Source organism: Mixta hanseatica (assembly GCF_023517775.1).
GTDB lineage: Bacteria > Pseudomonadota > Gammaproteobacteria > Enterobacterales > Enterobacteriaceae > Mixta > Mixta hanseatica.
This window is the reverse complement of record NZ_CP082904.1, coordinates 606,885-626,363: the sequence shown is the minus strand read 5'-3', so window position 1 is coordinate 626,363 and position 19,479 is coordinate 606,885. Positions and strand designations below refer to the sequence as shown.

General features: G+C 50.7%; 14 protein-coding genes and 1 tRNA gene. 6 read left to right on the top strand and 9 right to left on the bottom strand.

The features are described from left to right. Positions 1-10: 10 nt before the first annotated feature. The 5 genes from K6958_RS02950 to K6958_RS02930 all read right to left on the bottom strand — a co-directional run bounded on the left by K6958_RS02950 (position 11) and on the right by K6958_RS02930 (position 8,301). Positions 11-841, bottom strand: a complete 831-nt coding sequence (locus K6958_RS02950; RefSeq protein WP_249893259.1) for a hypothetical protein — start codon at positions 839-841, stop codon at positions 11-13. Continuing rightward, positions 838-2,451: a hypothetical protein gene (locus K6958_RS02945; RefSeq protein WP_249893258.1), complete on the bottom strand. Its 1,614-nt coding sequence runs from the start codon at positions 2,449-2,451 to the stop codon at positions 838-840. The genes K6958_RS02950 and K6958_RS02945 overlap by 4 nt, the downstream gene beginning before the upstream one ends. A gap of 15 nt (positions 2,452-2,466) precedes the next feature. Next, positions 2,467-3,900, bottom strand: coding sequence for an OmpA family protein (locus K6958_RS02940; protein ID WP_249893257.1), 1,434 nt, complete (start codon positions 3,898-3,900; stop codon positions 2,467-2,469). 630 nt (positions 3,901-4,530) lie between these two features. After that, entirely contained in the window at positions 4,531-6,909 is a 2,379-nt protein-coding gene (locus tag K6958_RS02935; RefSeq protein ID WP_249893256.1) for a glycoside hydrolase family 3 N-terminal domain-containing protein, read from the bottom strand. 3 nt (positions 6,910-6,912) lie between these two features. After that, complete coding sequence (locus K6958_RS02930) at positions 6,913-8,301, bottom strand: MFS transporter (protein WP_249893255.1); 1,389 nt, start codon at positions 8,299-8,301, stop codon at positions 6,913-6,915. 744 nt (positions 8,302-9,045) lie between these two features. Here K6958_RS02930 and K6958_RS21120 point away from each other — a divergent pair. The 5 genes from K6958_RS21120 to K6958_RS02910 all read left to right on the top strand — a co-directional run bounded on the left by K6958_RS21120 (position 9,046) and on the right by K6958_RS02910 (position 12,652). Continuing rightward, on the top strand, positions 9,046-9,177 hold the full coding sequence (locus K6958_RS21120; RefSeq protein ID WP_256470558.1) for a hypothetical protein: 132 nt from the start codon (positions 9,046-9,048) through the stop codon (positions 9,175-9,177). A gap of 80 nt (positions 9,178-9,257) precedes the next feature. Next, positions 9,258-9,518 (top strand): hypothetical protein, encoded by a 261-nt coding sequence (locus tag K6958_RS02925; protein ID WP_249893254.1) that lies wholly within the window; start codon positions 9,258-9,260, stop codon positions 9,516-9,518. A 290-nt stretch (positions 9,519-9,808) separates the two neighbouring features. Next, positions 9,809-10,444 carry a hypothetical protein gene (locus tag K6958_RS02920; protein WP_249893253.1) on the top strand — a complete coding sequence of 212 codons (636 nt, stop codon included), beginning with the start codon at positions 9,809-9,811 and terminating at the stop codon, positions 10,442-10,444. 196 nt (positions 10,445-10,640) lie between these two features. Continuing rightward, positions 10,641-11,429, top strand: a complete 789-nt coding sequence (locus K6958_RS02915) for a ThiF family adenylyltransferase (protein WP_249893252.1) — start codon at positions 10,641-10,643, stop codon at positions 11,427-11,429. Then, positions 11,426-12,652, top strand: a complete 1,227-nt coding sequence (locus tag K6958_RS02910; protein ID WP_249893251.1) for an MFS transporter — start codon at positions 11,426-11,428, stop codon at positions 12,650-12,652. The genes K6958_RS02915 and K6958_RS02910 overlap by 4 nt, the downstream gene beginning before the upstream one ends. A gap of 199 nt (positions 12,653-12,851) precedes the next feature. Here the strand turns inward: K6958_RS02910 and K6958_RS02905 are convergent, their stop codons facing one another. The 4 genes from K6958_RS02905 to K6958_RS02890 all read right to left on the bottom strand — a co-directional run bounded on the left by K6958_RS02905 (position 12,852) and on the right by K6958_RS02890 (position 18,727). Then, positions 12,852-15,917 (bottom strand): autotransporter outer membrane beta-barrel domain-containing protein, encoded by a 3,066-nt coding sequence (locus K6958_RS02905; protein WP_249893250.1) that lies wholly within the window; start codon positions 15,915-15,917, stop codon positions 12,852-12,854. 420 nt (positions 15,918-16,337) lie between these two features. Next, positions 16,338-17,035, bottom strand: a protein-coding gene (locus tag K6958_RS02900) for an IS1-like element IS1A family transposase (protein WP_103215986.1) whose coding sequence is annotated in 2 segments (ribosomal slippage) — positions 16,338-16,786 and positions 16,786-17,035 — 699 coding nt in all. Because the reading frame shifts where the segments join, the coding sequence is not laid out codon by codon here. A gap of 138 nt (positions 17,036-17,173) precedes the next feature. Next, positions 17,174-18,442, bottom strand: coding sequence for a tyrosine-type recombinase/integrase (locus K6958_RS02895; RefSeq protein WP_249893249.1), 1,269 nt, complete (start codon positions 18,440-18,442; stop codon positions 17,174-17,176). A gap of 200 nt (positions 18,443-18,642) precedes the next feature. Further along, a tRNA-Leu gene (locus K6958_RS02890) sits at positions 18,643-18,727 on the bottom strand. Positions 18,728-18,965: 238 nt separating this feature from the next. Between K6958_RS02890 and K6958_RS02885 the strand changes: the two genes are divergently transcribed. After that, positions 18,966-19,475 (top strand): YjjA family protein, encoded by a 510-nt coding sequence (locus K6958_RS02885; protein ID WP_249893248.1) that lies wholly within the window; start codon positions 18,966-18,968, stop codon positions 19,473-19,475. Positions 19,476-19,479: the final 4 nt, after the last annotated feature.

Genomic DNA, 19,479 nt, shown 5'->3' with positions numbered 1-19,479 from the left:
GATAAAGCGCTTACTTTATCTCTACCGTTAACTCCGGCGCACCGAAGCTAATCAGCTCAGCGTGCGATGCTTCAAAATAGCGCTGCCAGAATGTTTCAAGCTGCTGCATTATTTTGCCGGAGCGGTAGTTATTTTTTGCGGCGGTATCGATAAGCCCTGCTCCCGCCACGTAAACTTTCGCCCCGTTAAAATCAGCGATCAGGTTCTGTTCCGTCACTTTCGCCATCTCTTTTTCAGCAGCGATCGCGCGGATACGGTTATTGCTGTAAAAACTGACGAAGTCGCTGTTCTCCAGCATATCCGATACCAGCAACACCGATTTATCGCGGGCTGGATCGCTTTTCAAATCTTCAGCAATGCGTTTCAGGCTGCCAAAAATTTCACTTTTGGCCACGTTATCGCTGTCGGCGGCAAAGCTGGCGGCCATTAGCTTACCGATTCCCTGGCTGAAATACTGTTTCTGCTGCAGCAAACAGGCATCGAGTTTTTTCAGGCTCTCCATGCCCATGTTGTTACGCGCCTTCTGATCGGTAAACAGCGCTTCCAGCTTGCCGTCATAGACCCGCTTCAGATAGTTATCCTGAAGCAGCGCAGAGAACTGATACAGCACGACACGATCGCCCGGCTGCACGTAGCGGAGTACGTGCTGCCAGACTGACTCTTTCAGGGACAACGGCACCTTAACGGTTTGATCGATGATGATGACCAGTTCGCGCCCGCTGTCATTAGGACGTACGGCATCCTGCTTCAGAAAGTGATAACAGCTGGGAATATCATTTCGCTCGGCCGCCTGCGTTACGCACGCCATCCCCAGCAACATTAGCGCAAGCCAGCTTCTCATGCTTCCCCCTTCGCCCTTGTCCGGTTAAGCAATTGTTGAACGCGCTGGCGTTTCATTAAGGTTTCCAGTGCGAATCCCTGATCTTCGGCAATCAGTGCCAGTTCTTCTTCGTCCAATCCGGTTAACTCTCCCAGTGCCTCAAGACGCTCTTTTTCATTCTGCCGGGCGTCGTGCTGAACCGGAGGTTCCGGCAACGGTGTCGGCGCGGCGGGCACCGGCACCGACTCTGGCATCTGCGCAGCTACCATGGGCGTTGGTTGAGCAACCGGCGCAGGGGCTGCACTGGGTTGCGCCTGATTGCTACCCTTGATGCTGCTTTCATTTAATTCGCGCTCGGCACGGGCCTTGCCGAGGATTTTCCCACTGATGTAGTCATCAAAGGTCAGCAGTTCATTAAGCTGTTGGCTCTGGCTACTGGTGCGCTTCATTAACATACGGTTTTGTAACGCGCTCAGCTTTTCCTGCGCATCACGCTCGACGCGCTCGCGGCGCGCGCTGTGCCAGGCAGTAAATTCTTCCGAACCACTGAAATTACCGACATACTTCGCCGCCATTTTCGATTCAATACCGGCAAAAGAGCGATAGATGCCGATAAGAATACCAATTAGCTGTACCCCGACAAAAATCACGGAAAGGATGATAAACGTCAGCTTAGAGGCAAATACACGGTTATGGTTGATCTCTTCTGCTGCCTGGCTGTCAGCTTTAGCATTATCCGCCACGGCCGCATCAGGCAGTTCGAAAGGCGAACTTTGCGTATCGCTCATCTGGCTAAAGGGCGAGCCATTCACCGTCTGCGTATCGATGGCATCTATAGTGGCCGCACGAACAAAATAGGCGCCGACCGCAAAGAAAATAATCAGCGCCAGCGCAATAACTGTCGCCCAGTATTGCGGCTTGGCCTCAACGTTGGTGTTAACGCGATTACGCATCTGGATGTAATTGGGCTGATCGTCATCAACGTCACTGGTTTCGAGCGAGACATTATTAGCTTTAGCTAACCCTTTCGCATTGCCATCATGACGCGCATCGTTATACCAGTAGCGGATCTTTTTCAGCAGCGTATTTTTATGCAGTTCTGCGCCCATTAAATGGGTGGCCGGCACCAGCACCACACCGATTAAGACTGAGATAACAATCGCGGAAAACTCAGCCTGATTAGCAGAGATGTTATTCGCGATAAAGGGCGACAGCACCAGCGCAAAAATAAACGCCTCAAGCAATACTAACGCCACGCTACAGAACCACAAAAGCGGACCGGTCGGCTTGCGCCCGCGCTCATCCACCTTGTTCAGGTAATTCACGCATTGATGATAGAAGTTAGCGCTGTGATTAAAAGACTCATAATAGCGCCAGTACTTAGCGCAAAGCATTTTCTCGGCGGGATACCAGGCTTTGCCATCCGACTCTGTGCGGCGAGGCTCATTGCTGCGTGAAAGACGGGCAATAAGACCGATTACAGGAAAACCGCTGAAGAAATTAAGAAAGAAATAGCTGACCTGATTCCACCAGCGAATAAAAACGACGATTAAGATCGCCAGGGCCAGTAGCGGCCAAAAAATATAGCGATAGAGGGAGATCGCCTCGGCGATAGTCTGGAAAAGTTCCATTCTTTGTTTCCTTGATTAGCTACGGGTCGGGCTGTAATTCGCCACCCAGGCATTGCTGTGACTGGTATAAAAAAGCTGGCCCTGCTGCGCTTTAGTGGCATTTTTCGGCACCAGCAGATCGATACAGGAGAGAGGCTGCTGTTTTTCGGATGGCAGATAAACCCGATAAAGAATGCTGTCTTCGCCTTCCCATGCGTTAGCGACGGCGCTTATCGGCGCATCAGCCTTACGGTTGTCGCTGCTTTGGTAGTTGCGGGTAATATACACATTCGGGTTCGCCACCACGGCGGCATTATCTTTCAGCACTTTTACCGGCGAAAGCGTGACCAGATGGTTATTAACCAGCCCAGCCCATGCACGGCCATTCATTCCGTTGAAATATTCCCGCGTCTGATGATCGTCGAGCGCTTTTCCACTGGCCAGATTTTTCGCCGCGCCAGCTACACGTGCGTTATCAGTCAGGCAGCTTCCCGTTACGCCGCTGGCGTTGGCCTGCGAAATTAGCGAAAACCCGCTGCTGCGCGGCTTAAGATTCGCCGCCAAAGGAAGCGTGGAGGCGCTGACTGCCTGGCCGCCAAAATCTACCCAGTTTTTATTATTTTCCGACACGGTTGATACGGTTGCTGTCTCCTGGCTCTGCGCTGCCGGCGTGCTGGACGGCTCTTTTTTAGCGCTGCGGATCTCTACAGAACGACGTTTTGCGGGTGCTGGCGCGGAGGTGCTTTTAGCCTGCTGCGAAGCGGCGGGCTGGGTGCCATAGCGTAAATAGGCCAGGTTGTTGCCTTCCTGCTCTACGCGCTGACGAAGCAAGGTTTCATTTGCCAGACCAACGATCTCTACCCTGCGGTTCGCCGCTCGTCCGTCGTACGTGGTGTTATCGGCTAAAGGACGAGACGAGCCCGCGCCCTGAAAATAGAGCTTCTGCGGATTGAGGCCAGCCTGCTGCAGAATGCGACCGACATTTTGCGCCCGCTGCTCTGACAGCTTTTGGTTCCAGCTGGCGCTTCCGGTGGCGTCGGTGTGGCCGACAATCAACACTACGCCGTTTTGGTCGCCCTCTTTCATAACGGCAGCGATCTTTCTGACCTGACGCAGTCCGCTGGCGGAAAGCTGAGCGCTGTTAGTATCAAACATGCCGCTGTCTTCAACCTGGGCCACCAGCCCTACGGTTTCTGTACCGCTTTTCTGCTGCGCCTGCAGCGGCTGGCTTCTAATCGCGATATGTTCTTCTGCCGCGATTTGGGCCAATGCTTTCTCGCGACTTTGCCAGACGTTACCAGCCATACAGCCGGCGATACCGCCGATTAATCCGCCGGCTACGGCTTTAGTGGCATCCTTAGTAACGAGATAAGTTATCCCCCCGCCTAATGCCGCCCCGCCAATACAGCCGATGGCCGTGCCATAATTTTCGCCAGCCTGATGCAGACTGGCGCAGCTTGAAGTCAACATAACAACAGCTGTTAGCGACCCCACTTTTCTGAGATGACGGCGTTTCACGTTCTCTCCTTAGTCCTTGTCCATGCCTGAAAATAAAAAATGTTTAATTAAGGGCGTGCCAATATGTTTTTTATATAACGCGTAAATTCCCTGGCGAATATCGTTATCTTCGCTGCGCAGGGTTACGCAGGGCTATAAGCTAACCCACCGGCTAAATAAAACAGATGACAATACCTTTGACGCACTTAAACCAAATTATCAGCAGATTATTATTATTTTTTGGCTCACATAACAGGAAATGCGGCGAGATAACAGAAAGAGCTATTAGAAACCATCCTGCATATTTAGCCGGTTAACTGCAGAAAACCTTATGGATTTTTAAGCGCGCCTATTATTATCGGGCACCTAAAAATTGTCCAGAATTTATGTCTGTTTGTTAAAAAGGCGTTGCCAAAAAGATATTGTTGGCGGTTTGCTTATGACGGAAAAATTTACCCGTAGCGGCGGCGTTATCATCGATAGAATGATAAAAAAGGCCGCATTTGCGACCTCGTTAACATTATGACGTGATCTAACGCCGCTGGGGTACCATTGACCTGTTGGTTATCGAACACCGCGGCGAAAGCGCATCCGTGTTTGGCGCTACAGACTACGCCCGATTTCACAGTGGCTTAGCATCCGCCAGTTCGACGGCAGCGCGCGTAGCGCACCGGTGACCTGCACCGTGCCGCGCTGACGAATATCCGCGCTGGAGGCGCCTACCTGAATTTCAAACTCGCCCGGCTCCACCACGCGCTCCCCTTCCCGGCTGGTAAAATTGAGCATATCCACCGGCAGGAAAAAGGTCAGACGCGCCGTTTCGCCCGGCGCCAGCCTGACGCGCTGAAACGCCTTCAGCTCCTGTATCGGTCTGACCATTGAAGCAACCTTATCGCGCACATACAGCTGCACCACCTCGCTGCCTGCACGCTGACCGCTGTTGGTAATATCAAGCGCGACCTCGATTTCGCCGTCGATAGCCACCTTAGCATGCCTGAAGCTGAGCGGGCCGTAGCTGAACGCCGTCCAGCTTTTACCGTAACCGAAGGGATAGCGCGCACCAAAGTGGAACGCAAAAGGCGTGCCGCCGCTTTTCAGCTTGTGGTTATAGTAATAGGGCATCGCGCCGGCGCTTTTCGGCACCGACAACACCAGCCGTCCTTCCGGCTCGGCGCGCCCGGTTAGCACATCGGCCAGCGCCGGACCGCCCTCCTGCCCTGGCGCCCAGGCCATCAGCAAGGCCGCGACGCGATCCTCCAGCCCGCCGAGGTGATAAGGACGCCCCCCGGTCATCACCACCACCACCGGTTTACCGGTTGCCACCAGCGCTTCCAGCAGCTGTTGCTGCACGCCCGGCAGCGAGAGGCTTTCTGCATCCGAGCCTTCCCCTACCGTGCCGCTCTGGAACAGTCCAGCCAGATCGCCCACGCAGGCGATAATCACTTCGCTCTGTTCCGCCACCGCTACCGCCTGCGGGATCAGCGACAGATCTTGCGATACCGGCGATTGCTGCATCGGTTTTCCCGCGCTGTCGCCAGGGAAAACCGGCGCGCCCGCCATACGCTGTTCAATGATATAACAGCCGCGGGCATAGCTAACCCGATCCTCACCCAGCGCAGCGCGTAGCGCCTGCAACGGCGTTACGACCTGCGACGCCTGGTCAAGCATATCGCTGATAATCAGATGCACTGGAAAGCTATAGCCGCTCAGCAGCGCCAGCGGATCGTCCGCCGTCGGCCCGATCACTGCCACGCGCTGCGCTGGCTTCAGCGGCAGTACGCCGTTATTTTCCAGCAGGGTGATGGAACGCGTCGCCACTTCGCGCGCTAGCCGCCGCGCCTCCTGGCTTTGCAGGTTGATGCGGCTTTCATCGGCGTAAGGCTGCTCAAACAGCCCCAGGCGAAACTTCTCGGTCAGCAGGCGCCCCACAATCTCATCTACCTTGCGCATCTCGATCAGACCGCGCTCCACCGCTTGCGCCAGATGCTGCGCGCAGTCATCTTTCGGCAGTTCGATATCCAGTCCGGCGTTAAAGGCCAGCGCCGCCGATTCTGCCGCATCGTGCGTGACGCCGTGGTGCTGATGCAGCAGGCTGACGCCGCCATAATCGGCCACCACGATACCGTCGAAGCCCCAGCGTTCACGCAGCAGCGTCGTCAGCAGAAAGGCATCGCTGTGAGAAGGCTGATTATCAATATCATGGTAGGCGGGCATCACCGAACCGGCGTTGGCCAGCTTAACGGCCATCTCAAACGGTAGCAGGAAAGTATCATTCAGCTCGCAAAAACCGAGATGTACCGGCGCATGGTTACGTCCACCTTCGCTAAAAGAGTGGCCGACATAGTGCTTCAGCGTCGCCAGCAGATCGCGCTGTTTCCCCTGCAATCCCTTCACAAAATGGGTAGCCATCACGCCGACCAGCCAGGGATCTTCGCCAAAAGTCTCTTCGGTGCGGCCCCAGCGCACATCGCGCGAGACATCCAGCACCGGCGCCAGCCCCTGACGGCAGCCGGTGGATCGCGCCTCTTCGCCGATCGCCGCCGCCACCTGCTCAACCAGCTGCGGATCCCAGGCGGAGGCGTAGTTCAGCGGAGAAGGAAACAGCGTCGCGCCTTTGCACAGCAGACCCACCAGGCACTCTTCATGGAACAGCGCCGGAATACCCAGCCGTGTCTCCTCTACCAGCGTTTTTTGCAGACGATTAGCGGCCCTGACACCTTCCTGCGCATCCACCACATGAGTGCCCAGCGGCCGGGTGATCTGCCCGATGCCGCGCTGCAGCCGCGCATTAAGGTCGTTCAGCTGACCCGCGCCCGAGAAGCTATCGCTCAGATCGCTGCGCTCGCGATGCGCACCGTCGGGTGACAGGATCAGCCAGAAGGCATGCATCTGGGCGAATTTCTCTTCCGGCGTCATGCGCGCCAGCAAGTCGGCAACGCGCTCGGCAATGGGGCGCTGTGGATCCTGATAAATAGCGGTCATAGATTACTCCTGAATTGCGGAAACCAGAGGGGGAAGCTCTTCACGCTGCTGACGCTTGCGCGCCAGTGCGCTGGCGATCTCGGCCACTGTGCGGCTGTTAAGCTTGTAGATACATAGCAGCAGCGCCATCGCCAAAAATAGCGCCGAAGGGATAAGGGTGAATAAGGCGTTAATGGTGGTCAGCACGGCTGGCGACTGCTGCGCCTGGTTGGGCAGATAGTCCACCAGCGCAAGGATCCAGCCCACCATTGCCCCGCCCAGCGCCAGGCCGAATTTGATGGCGAATAGCGCGGTGGAAAACACCAGCCCGTCCAGCCGTCGTCCGCTGCGCTGCTCTTCATAATCCACCACGTCGGAAAACATGGCCCACTGCAGCGGCGTGGTCAGGTTCTGGATAAAGCTGAAAATGATGTTAATGCCGAATATCCACCAGATGGCGGTTGTCGGTAAAAAGAAAATCAGCGAGCCGAGAATAACAAAGCTGACGATTGTCCACTGGTAGGCGCGCACCCGATCGAATTTGCCCAGCAGCCGCTCGGATAACAGGGCGCCCAGCAGCGCGGCGGCCATACCGGAAACAATAAAGGCGAATACTAACTCCGGGCGTAACAGCAGATATTTCACGTAATACATAGTCGCGGAACCGCGAGTGACCACCGCCGTCAGCAGCAAAATATTGAAGAAGAAAATAATGCGCCACTGGCTGTTGCGCGCCAGGGTTTTCAAATCGCTGAGCATTGAGCGGCTGTTTTCAGCGGCGGAATAGTAGCGCTCGCGGGTCATGGCGAAGCAGCAGAAAAACAGCACTACGCCCAGCAGGCCCATCAGGCTCATGGCATAGAAATAGCCTTTTTGCGCGTTGCCCTCGCCCAGCCAGTTAACCAGCGGCAGTGCAATCACCGTCACGATTAATCCACCGATAAACGAGAGGCCGAAGCGCCAGGATTGCAGCGAATGGCGCTCACGCGGATCGAGCGTCAGCGCGCCCGGCATCGCGCAGTAAGGCACGTTAATTGCTGAATAGACCAGGCTCAGCAAGGTGTAGGTGAAGCAGGCATAAAGAATTTTCGCCGTCGGCCCGGCATCCGGCACGTAGAAGGTGATCAGGCAGCAGACGCCGAACGGCACCGCAAACCACAGCAGCCAGGGACGAAAACGCCCGTGGCGCGTGCGGGTACGATCCACCAGCGCGCCGATGCAGGGATCGACAAAAGCATCCAGCGCGCGAACCAGCAAAAACATAGTGCCCATAATGGCCGCTGGCAGGCCATAGACATCGGTATAGAAATAAGCGAGAAACAGCGTCGCCGTTTGCCAGACCAGCGCGCTGGCCATATCACCAAGCCCATAGCCAATTTTCTCTTTTTTACCCAGCACGGAACAGGTTGTCATTGTTGCTCCCCTTTTACCCGCCATCTGCATTTAATGGAAAACGCTCTTTTGCTGCCTGTTAATGTTGTAAAAGGGCGGCGGAATAACAATTGCAAAAATTAACGGCGAATTTATGTTTTTACGTTTTTTGGAATAAGTGTGATGGATAGCAAATAAGCGTCCGCCTGAGTCAGGTACGCGCAGCCCCTGTCCGATGGCTATCGCAAGACAGCGATCGGCTGATAGTAGCCATCTTGATGCTGGCGAATATTTATCATCGGGACGAGAGCTATTGAAATCCTGTAGAAGGATGCTCTAAATCTTTGTCCATGTTTTGCGTCTTCAGATATAGCAGAACCGCTGCCGGCAATTGTTGTTTAAATTCAGTATATAGACCGGCCTGTTCGGCGCTCCGGTTACGTGAGAAGTTAATTTAAAAAAAAGATCATATGCTGTTTAGATCAAGAGCCTCGATAATAATGATGACCACTATGATAATGAAAAATCAGAAACAGATCCCTTCCTCTTTCTATACTTAAATAAATCATATTTTTCTACCGCCATTATAAAAAAACAGATGTAAATTATTTGCATCTTTTTAAGTTATTTTTTATTTTACTTATTCAGATCAGGTGCGGAGATCTCTTTTATCAATTATGTGATCGACCTCTATTTTTACATAAGGAAAAAATTGTTGAATTACCTGACCAGTAAGGACTACTTTACTGGCCAGATAAATTAACTATCCTTGTAAGGAGAAATATTATGAAAGAAAATAACGAACTCTGCGCTCCTGTTATTGAAGAAGGCGAAGAGCTGAAAGACAATGATATTTCTGTATTCATTGAAGGTGCGGATGAGGAATTTCTCATTGATCTGATGGTTCGCCGCTGTTAAATTTTCATCATTTTAAAAGCGTACAAAGATAACTTAAATCGTAAGAAATTTTTGTACGCTATCCGTCAGGAGGAATAGCATTGAAGACCATAGCGCTTGATTCCTACCCTAAATTGGGTGAGATAAATTTTGATTATTCATCCAGTCAAATTTATTCATTATGCGCACTTCCCTTACTGGAACCGGAATATTTTCCTCTTCCTGAATATAAATCTTTACATCATGGTGAAATCAGTTATAAAGATGCAACTAAAATACAGGTGGAATTAAGTTGCCCCCAATTCTTTCATAATAAGCAACCCGTTATTGCTGAACATTACTTGAATAGATTTATTTTTTAAAAAAATATCACCCTCTGCTGAAATTTTCCCTATTAAACTTTGTAAAAATAAAAACAAAAAAGAACAGCTTATTATTTATTGCACAATGTCCCATTGAGCCATTAGAAATACTGCTGCGCAGCATATTATTTACCCCAAAGCTATCACCAGAATCCAGTGAAGCAGCTGGAGAATATAGTCTATATCAGAAAGAAAATTTCTGGCTGGCAGTAGGGAAAAACGATGCTATAAAAAACGAGAATAAACTTCTTCGTTTTGTCATTATTAGGGATCCATTGGACAATTATTATTTGAGCAAAACAGGTTACTTACAGCAAACTGCAGATACCGCAACTCCGTGTATGAAAGAGGCTCCTGCAGGTTATCACTCGGTTTTACGTCGTTCTTCTTTACATAGTTATTTATTATTTAAAAACCGGCTAGCGTTAAATGATAATTTAAAAATAAGGCAGTCGCTATGCGCCCTTTTTCATAAAGAGTTACACGCAGTAACGCACTCGATCAGATGGGAAAAAAACATTAAGGATTTATGCTGTATTGTTTCCCTCCCCCCGGATATTGATCTGTTGATAAATTATTTTAAAAATACCCATCTTACTATCAGTTATAATGATTTCCATCCAAACGCGACTATTATTTACACGCTTGGTCACGTTCTTGATAAATACAATATAAAATACAAAATATTAGAAGATAACTATTATCATCCAACATTAAAAAGTGACATAAGCCTGTTAATTATTAATGGATTTATTTCTGGTGAATGGGAGCAATACTATAATTTTCTTTTCTCACCTGTGATTACGGCAAATATCAGGATTGTTAAAAATTTATTGAACACACTCAACGCTGATAATGCGTTCATTGAAAAGAAAAAGTGGTTTGCAGAAAATATATTGCCACTTGCTCTTTTTTTATCTGGGTGAGATCCCTTCGTATCATTTCAGTAAAACAGAAAATGAGGCTCAGAACGGATTGTGATTTAAAAGTGATAGATGGTGATTGTTTTTTGACAACAGAAGAGTTACGCATCAATTTAGGAAAAATAGCAGAGCCGCTAATATTAAACTTAAAGCATGCCAGAGAAAGTCATGTTGATTTAAAAAAATGATGGGATGTGAGTTGTTTTCACAACTACAAAACAACGGGTTAGTAATATATGATGAAAATCATCCTGCCAATCCCCTTGAAAATTCCCAATATAAGTGGTTCTCGTACTTAACAGATGGAAATATTAAGTGGGATGAATATAAGGATTTAAATATTGCAATTTTAGGATGCGGCGGTATTGGTTCTCTGGCATGTCAATCGCTTGCGGCGTCTGGAATTGAAAATTTTCTCTTGTTAGACTTTGATAAAATAGAAGAAGATAATTTAAATCGCCAGTTTACTTATCATCGTGCCGATATTGGTAAATTAAAAATTGAGAAATTAAAAAAATTATTACACACCGACTATAAAACCAACAAGATAAAAGCGTTTAATCAAAATATACAAAGCGTCGACACGTTATTAGCTCTTTGCAATAATGCAAATTTACTATTGTGTTGTGCTGATACTCCGGCACATTCTATCCATTTAATCTGCTCTGATTTTAGTATTAAAACCGGCATTCCCGTTTTATACGGTGCGGTTGGATTCATGAATGGTACTATTGGTCCACTTTTGTTGGGGGCTGATGCAGCCATGAAGTATAAAAAAGCTTGTCAGCTCGTCCATCCGCTTATTGTAAATAAATACTGGGCATTAAGCTTCCCTTCCAACGGCGCGACAAACGCGATTATTGCCAATATGATAGCTCTGGAGGTAATGAAATTCTTCATCGCTCGAAAGCGATGCAACGTCATTAACAGATGTTTAAATTTTAATTTTCCAGTGCTGGAAACCACAATGGGGTATATTATAAAATGAAACTAAACTCCAACCTGAATTTTTTTTGGATTTATTATTCAGCCATGTCATTATTGAATAGTGATGTTAAAAGAGGGGTTTTTATTATCTATATCCTTAGCATCGGCATAAATAATACGGAGACAGGATTTTTACAAACTTCACTATTTATTGCTATGATGATGGGCGAGCTACCCTCTGGTTTTTTAGCTGATAAGTATGGTCGTAAATTGGCTCTTATTTGCAGTTTTATTTTTATGATACTGTATGGTTTAGGATATCTATTATTCAGTACCTTTACGCCTTTTTTGATTATGTTTATTCTTAACGGCCTAGCTTTTAGCCTTCAATCAGGTTCCGATCAGGCATTACTCTATGATTATTTAAAAGCAAATGGATCTGAAAAGAGTTTTATAAAGATAAACTCCCGTGAAAAAGCAATAAGTGCGCTTGCTATTTCTGCCTCTATGGCCTTAGGTGGTTGGTTAAAAGATGAGACCTCCTGGCAGTTTTTATTTCTGGTGTTTATTTTTACAAAAGTTGTTGGACTACTGCTTACATGCTTTCTCACTGAAGCTAAACCAAGCGAAATTTCTTTAGATCAACGTGACGATATCTCCCTCACAGAAAAAAATTCTGTTCGGCATTTTTTCCTGTCGAAAAAAGGCCTAAGCCTTCTGCCTCTGTTTTTGGGCTTTGCGATCTATGAGGCGGTGCTAACCCCCACTTATATTTATGGGCAAGCTTTACTTAATACCGCTGATTTTTCGCTTTCAGCTATCGGCCTCGCCTATGCTGCCATTGAATTAACGAATGCAGCACTCTATGATTTTTCGGATTTTATCTCTAAAAAAATCAAGTTTACCCACCTGGTAATTATCACCTGGTTGATTCTGTCAGCCTCAATATTTTTATTACCTGTATCAGGTGATTTTATGATTTTTATGTTTTATTCAACACTTTGTCTGCCCTCATTTGTCGATATGATATATATGGATTATGTTAATAATCATTATCCCTCACTCATCCGTGCCTCTTGTATTTCTGTAAATAGCTTTCTTAGTTCTGCTTTGATTAGCTTATCGTATGTAACATACGGTTTCTTTATTGAAAAGGAGGGTATCAGCTTAATTTTCCAATGTTCATCAATATTAGTTTTGGCTGCTTTACCTTTGGCTTTATACGGCCTTTTTCAGCTGAATTCAGACGGGAACCAACAAAAAAAACCGACATTATCACAATAGCGCTAGATGCGGATCATTGCCTGCCACTAATTAATTTAAATTCAAGCAGTTGCTGACGATCTCCTTCTTATACTACCAGAACGACATTTGTCATCTGTACACAGGACGATGGCGCATCGTGTAAGATCAAACCCAAAGCTACTTTTCAGAAAATAACATCGTGGAAAACGGGGCCGCTAATGGCCCCGTTGGTTATAGCTTAAAAGTTCCAGCTGAAGCCTGCGTTGACGCTGTTATCCTGATGGTTTTCCGATAACAGGCCGCTGTAGCCCAGCGACAGATGAGAGTTACTGTTTAACGCCACCTCGGCGCTGGCTTTGATCACGGCGCCGTCGCGCGAAGCGGAGACGCTGTTCACTACAAACGGCGTGTTGCTGCCGTTGAATTTCAACCCGGTTCCGCGATCCAGTTCGCCGTACTGGTGCTGCCAGCCCAGTTCACCGCGCAGCGCGACGGCGGTGCCGCCGTTAACCTCCCATTGCAGATCGGAACGCAGTCCCAGCGTAGAGAGCGTCGCATCGGTGTGCTGCTTGTCGCCATGCAGCGCCGCCGCGCCGCCCTGCTCGGCGATACGGTTGTTCTGGAAGTTAACATAAGAGAGGTTGGCGAACGGTTCGAGATTAACCAGCCCGACCGGGATGCTGTAACCCGCTTCGGCGAAAAACTGTTCGGTACGCGCGCTGTACTGCGCGTTAGCCCGGTCGTACTGGCTGCCGTAGCTGACGGATCGCGAGGTATCGAAACGATGCCAGGTGTAGCCAGCGCCGGCACGCAGCGCCAGCGCGCCATACTGTTTGCCGCCGTAGACGCCCAGATGGTAGTTATCGCTGTCCGCGTTAGCGCCGTAGCCGCCGTCCAGCGAGGTGCGGGTGTAGCCCGTCGCCACGCCCATGCGCGCATCGTTCTCCCAGGCGGAATCCAGCCCCAGCAGCACGCCGTAGGTGGAAGCCTGATAGCCGGTGGCGCTGGCATCGCCGGAAGCGTGATCCCACGCGCCCAGCAGTTTCGCCCATGCGCCGCCCTCATCCGCTTTGATATCGCTTGATCCCGCCAGCCCTTCCGCCTGGCGCAGGCGATCGTTGAGCGTATCGCGCAGATAGCGGCTGTCGTTGACCTGTGCCGAGGCGATATCGGCATGAACCTGGCCGGAGAGCTGACGGAACGCCTGACGCGCTTCAGCCGCCGACCCGCTCAGCAACAGGCTTTCATAGACCGGATTGCCAGCGCCCAACGCTTCCGCCGCCTGCGCGACCGCGCGCTCGTTGGCGGTTTCCGCCACGCTGGCGAAGGTGGCGTCGTTACGTCCTACGGCCAGCGTGAGCTGGTTCGCCTGGTAGTTGAACGAGGCGCCTAAAAATGCGTAGCTCGGCAGCAGGCTATCGAACTGACCGTTAATGCCCTGTTCTGCCGTCAGGATGCTGTAGCGTCCCGTCAGGGTTTGTATTTCACTTTGGCTAAGCAGGTTGTTGCTGTTTTCCAGCGAGAGGGTAACTTCGCCGCCGTTAATGGCGATAGCGCCGGTGCTGGCGATGCGGTCGCTACGTCCTTCCGGCGCCACTTCTACCGCATAGCGCGATCCCAGTTCAAAGGTCACGTCGCCGTTGACGTTGAGCGTGCCGATAGAGTTGCCTGGCGCGACGGTACCGCCGCTGGCGACGGTTAACGCGCCGATGCTGCCCGATCCGCCCAGTACGCCGCGTTGCTGTACCGTGACGTCAGAGGTGAGCGATCCGTTAACCGCCAGCAGACCGGCGTTAATCAGCGTCGGCCCGGTGTAGGTGTTAGCGCCGGTGAGCCAGAGCGAGCCTGCGCCCTCTTTGGTCAGGCCGCCGTGGCCGGAGATGTCGTTAGACCAGATGTCGAAACCGCACTGCACGTCATTACAGAGACGTTTATAAGCGGTGTCGGCATCCACGGTGGCGCCGATGCCGGGAATGTTAGCGACAAACTGTGTCGGACCATAGGCGACGCCTTGCGGATCCGGCACGCGCAGCGCTGCGGGGATATCTTCTACGGTGTAGAACATGCCCGGTCCGTTAATCGCTTTGCCGAGATCTATCATTCCCCAGCCGTAGAGTTCATCAATGCCCGCTTCGCCCATATCGATGGCGGTGGTTTTTAGCACCTGCGCGATCTGCGCGCCGGTCATATAGGGGAAGCGTTCCATTAATACCGCCGCGCTGCCTGATACGTGCGGTGAAGCCATAGAGGTGCCGCTGTAGTTGGCGTAGCCGGTGGTGAGGTTGTCGAGACTGGTGCCTTCGATTACCGAGCTGTAAACGCGCGTGCCAGGCGCAGAGACGCAGAAGCTGGCGGTATAGCCGCAGCGGGAGGAGAAGCTGCTTAAGGTGTAAGGCACGCTGTTTGCGGATGCCGCATCGCGCGCGACGCTGGCGACGGTGAGCCAGGTTGGTGTGATGTCCGGCACGAAGTAAGCCAGGCCGGCGATAGCATCAGGGTTGTTGAGGTTGTCGTCGTTACCGGCGGAGAAGATGGTGATGATGCCGCTGCGTGCGTCGTCAATCGCGCCCTGGTAGGCGCCGCCGGGTACGGTGCCGAGGATGGTTTTGATTTGATCAAACTGTTTTTGCGCATCGTTAACGGTGAAGTGCGGATAAGCTGGATTGCTACCGCCCAGGGCGAATTTATCGGTGATGCCGATCCCCCAGCTGTTGTTGATGATGCGTACGCCGCTTTTCCTGAGCGCGTCCCAGCCCGCTTTATAGACTGCGCCATCGTTCCCGAGGATGATGCCATCCTCCGGGCCGGGGTCGCCGTTTTCCGCGCTGACGATCTGCGCGCCCCAGGCGACGCCGTGCATGACTCCGCCGTCGCGACTGCCTGCGGCGATACCGGCGACGTGGGTGCCGTGCGATCCCAGTTCACCACCGGAATCCAGACTTGGCGTGCCGTTATAATCGAAGGTATCACCCGCTTTTACCGGGATGTAGGGGTCGGTGTAGGCACGTATGCCATGGGTTGCAAGGTTGATGACTTTGTTGCTGCCGACAAATTCCGGATGTTTGGCATAGACCGACTGATCGAAGATACCTATTTTGATGCCTTTGCCGCTGTAGCCTGCGGCATAGGCTTTGTCGGCATTGATGGCGCCCAGGCCCCATTCAGCGTTGTATTCGCTGCTGCGCCAGCTGGCCGGATCGCCGGCAACGCCTTGTTCGATATAGTTGTTCGCCGCCGCCTGGCCCACCGATCCCAGGCATACCGCTACCGCCAGCGCGCTTAAACGCACACGTTTACTTCCCATCTCAGGCCCTATTGCAGGCTGAGGCACCGCCAACCTTCTGCTTTTATTTGCCATTGCAGATCCGTCCATTATTGGTTTTCAGATAAGGATTTTTAAAAAATTCAATTTGAAAAAATGAAGCACCGCGCTGAGCGAGCCGGTGTGAATATCAGGTTTGGCAGAAAAGCTTTATTTCTGCCAGTAACAAAAGGAAATATACAGACGTAAAAAGGTGACTTTCCTCATATTATTTTCATATATTTTACGCTTTGGTTTATTGCTTTAATTCGGAATGAATAATCAAGTGCTTATTTATAGCGTTTAGGTGGGAATGTTCTTAAAGAATTAGATTTGTGCTAATCAACGGGTTTAATTACTTAGCGTGCGTTATTTATTTCAGGTTAATGGGATGGGCTTTACCGATGGGGTAATGACTCCAACTTATTGATAGTGTTTTATGTTCAGATAATGCCCGATGACTTTGTCATGCAGCTCCACCGATTTTGAGAACGACAGCGACTTCCGTCCCAGCCGTGCCAGGTGCTGCCTCAGATTCAGGTTATGCCGCTCAATTCGCTGCGTATATCGCTTGCTGATTACGTGCAGCTTTCCCTTCAGGCGGGATTCATACAGCGGCCAGCCATCCGTCATCCATATCACCACGTCAAAGGGTGACAGCAGGCTCATAAGACGCCCCAGCGTCGCCATAGTGCGTTCACCGAATACGTGCGCAACAACCGTCTTCCGGAGCCTGTCATACGCGTAAAACAGCCAGCGCTGGCGCGATTTAGCCCCGACATAGCCCCACTGTTCGTCCATTTCCGCGCAGACGATGACGTCACTGCCCGGCTGTATGCGCGAGGTTACCGACTGCGGCCTGAGTTTTTTAAGTGACGTAAAATCGTGTTGAGGCCAACGCCCATAATGCGGGCAGTTGCCCGGCATCCAACGCCATTCATGGCCATATCAATGATTTTCTGGTGCGTACCGGGTTGAGAAGCGGTGTAAGTGAACTGCAGTTGCCATGTTTTACGGCAGTGAGAGCAGAGATAGCGCTGATGTCCGGCGGTGCTTTTGCCGTTACGCACCACCCCGTCAGTAGCTGAACAGGAGGGACAGCTGATAGAAACAGAAGCCACTGGAGCACCTCAAAAACACCATCATACACTAAATCAGTAAGTTGGCAGCATCACCCATTACTTCTAGAAAAAATAGCCAACCAGTCCCCCCTATAAGGCAGGACAAGTGGTTTTAATTTTACATGTATGATAAACAACTCATGCGCCATTACCTCGATTGTTCTTCGCATAGTCAAACGGCGTAATCCCCTTCTCCCGGTTCGCATCCAGAAAATCCGCCCACCACTGCAACATCAGCTTGCGCTCATCCAGATGTTCCGCTTTATGGATATACGCCGCCCGTACCGAATTGCGTTCCATATGGCTCATCTGCCGCTCCACCGCATCCTTCGACCATAGCCCTGACTCAATTAACGAACTACAGGCCATTGTGCGGAAACCGTGACCGCAAACCTCAACTTTGGTGTCATAGCCCATCACCCGCAATGCACTGTTCACCGTGTTCTCACTCATAGGCTTACGCGGATCGTGATCGCCAATGAAAATCAACTTGTGTTCCCCACAAAACTGTTTTATCTGCTTTAGGATCGCCAGCGCCTGCTTTGAAAGCGGCACTAGATGAGGTGTACGCATCTTTGATCCCCGCTGAGAATGTTTCACGCCGGGAATAGGCTCTCGCTCGGGCGGGATGGTCCACATTGACGTTTCAAAATCGATCTCTGACCAGCGAGCAAAACGCAGCTCACTGGAACGAATAAAGATAAGCAGAGTGAGTTCCGTTGCCCAACGGGTTAGCGGCCTACCGGTATAGCCGTCTATTTTCTCAAGTAACTCAGGGATGCGCTTTAATTCCAGCGCCGGGCGATGTTGTCGATTACCAGATGCGACGGCTCCAGCCATCTCCTGCGCTGGGTTATAATCAATCAGCCCGCTTTGCACTGCATAACGCATGATAGCCGTCGTGCGCTGTTGAAGGCGGGAAGCCACCTCAAGACGTCCAGATGTCTCTACGGCTTTAATAGGAGTTAACAGATCGCGGGTACCCAGTTCAGCAATATTGCGAGTACCAATTGCCGGGAAGATATTGTCCTCCAGGCTCTTTTTTACGCGATTAGCATGATCTTCTGACCACTTCTGATTGGTATTGAGCCACTCTCTGGCAACCTTCTCGAAAGTAATAATCTCTTTCGCCTGCTCTTCTTTCACAGCACGTTTATGCTCACGAGGATCGATACCAGCAGCTACCAGCTTTCTGGCTTCTTCCCTTTTCTTCCTGGCATCCGCCAGTGAAATTTCAGGATAGACACCGAACGCCATCAAATGCTGTTTACCGCCAAAACGGAAACGAAATCGCCAATACTTGGAACCGTTAGGTTTTACAAGTAAGAACATGCCGTCACCGTCAACAAGTGAATACTCTTTCTCCTCAGGTTTCGCAGAACGAACTTTAGTATCCGTTAGGGCCATAATGGTCCTCCTTCCATTGGTATTTCGTGAGTATACAAGCAATATCGAATCGGCAAATATACTCATTAGTATACTCACAAGCTTGTTGATGTGGGTTGAGTTAGGTTGACTTCAGTTGAGGAGAAAATCGTGGAAAGCCTTGTGTGGCGCGGATTTCAGACATAAAAAAAGACCTCAGTTGAGGTCCATTTACATGCTTTTGGTGCCGAAGGCCGGACTCGAACCGGCACGTATTTCTACGGTTGATTTTGAATCAACTGCGTCTACCGATTTCGCCACTCCGGCACGGAAGGGATGCGGAAAACGTTGTGGATTATACCCTTACCTGTCACCTGCGCAACCTCAATTGTCTGTACTGTGCGCTAAGTGTCGAAAATTTCACCTCAAACTACAGACAATTCTCATTCAATGCCTTTCAGGCCGCGAATGGCGCGCGTTTCGGAACTCTGGCCACGGTGGGCAGTCCCAACTAGCTGATAGCGGGCGCGCCGTGGTTGACGCGCCAAATGAATCGAGGTTGGCAATGAAAACAACATTACGGCGCCTGGCGCTAACAACGGGTATGCTCTCTCTTATGGCAACGGGAACGGCGCTGGCGGCCAGCTGGCAGGATCAGCTGAATAATGCGGCAACGCAGCTCAGCCAGCAGAACAACACCAATACGCAGAGCACTGCCAGTCAAAATGGTCTGTCGCTCTCTTCCCTCTCCGGGCTGCTGAACGGCGGCGATAAGGCGGTCAGCAGTACCAGCATGACCAATGCCGCCGGGGTGATGGAATATTGCGTGAAGAATAATGTGATTAAAAACAACGCCAACAGCATCAAGGATCAGGTGCTGAGCAAGCTGGGCCTGCAAAACACCACGCAACAGACGCAGCAGACCGATTATCAGCAGGGACTGATGGGCTTGTTGAATACCGGCAGCGGTCAGCAGCTTAACCTGAAAAGCCTGAGCAATACGCCGATGGGCGAGAAGCTGAAAACCAAAGCCTGCGACGTAGTACTGAAACAGGGTAAAAACTTCATCTCCTGATGCA